The 413-nt window shown below is 55.2% G+C and carries 4 tRNA genes; all 4 read right to left on the bottom strand.

Annotated elements, in window-relative coordinates:
* Position 1: 1 nt before the first annotated feature.
* Positions 2–78, bottom strand: a tRNA-Asp gene (locus BGS43_RS07760).
* Between the two features lie 21 nt (positions 79–99).
* Positions 100–175: transfer RNA gene (locus BGS43_RS07755), tRNA-Val, on the bottom strand.
* An 8-nt stretch (positions 176–183) separates the two neighbouring features.
* A tRNA-Arg gene (locus BGS43_RS07750) sits at positions 184–259 on the bottom strand.
* Positions 260–272: 13 nt separating this feature from the next.
* Positions 273–348, bottom strand: a tRNA-Lys gene (locus tag BGS43_RS07745).
* Between the last annotated feature and the right edge of the window lie 65 nt (positions 349–413).

Genomic DNA, 413 nt, shown 5'->3' with positions numbered 1-413 from the left:
ATGGCGCAGCGGACGGGGCTCGAACCCGCGACCTCCGCCGTGACAGGGCGGCATTCTAACCAGCTGAACTACCGCTGCACCTAAGAAGTAATAATTTAATGGTGGTCACTATAAGACTCGAACTTATGACATCCACCTTGTAAGGGTGGCGCTCTACCAACTGAGCTAAGCGACCTTAATTTTTGGCGACCCCTAGAGGATTTGAACCTCTGTTTCCACACAGAGAGAGTGTTGTCCTGGGCCACTAGACGAAAGGGTCTAAACCCGATAAGTGGTGTCCCGTGTTGGATTCGAACCAACGGCCCCCTCCTTAAAAGGGAGATGCTCTACCGGCTGAGCTAACGAGACATATGGCGCAGCGGACGGGGCTCGAACCCGCGACCTCCGCCGTGACAGGGCGGCATTCTAACCAG

This window comes from Campylobacter sp. 110, assembly GCF_002383965.1.
Lineage (GTDB): Bacteria > Campylobacterota > Campylobacteria > Campylobacterales > Campylobacteraceae > Campylobacter_D > Campylobacter_D coli.
The sequence above is the reverse complement of the archived record's forward strand: the minus strand, read 5'-3'. Positions and strand labels throughout refer to the sequence as shown.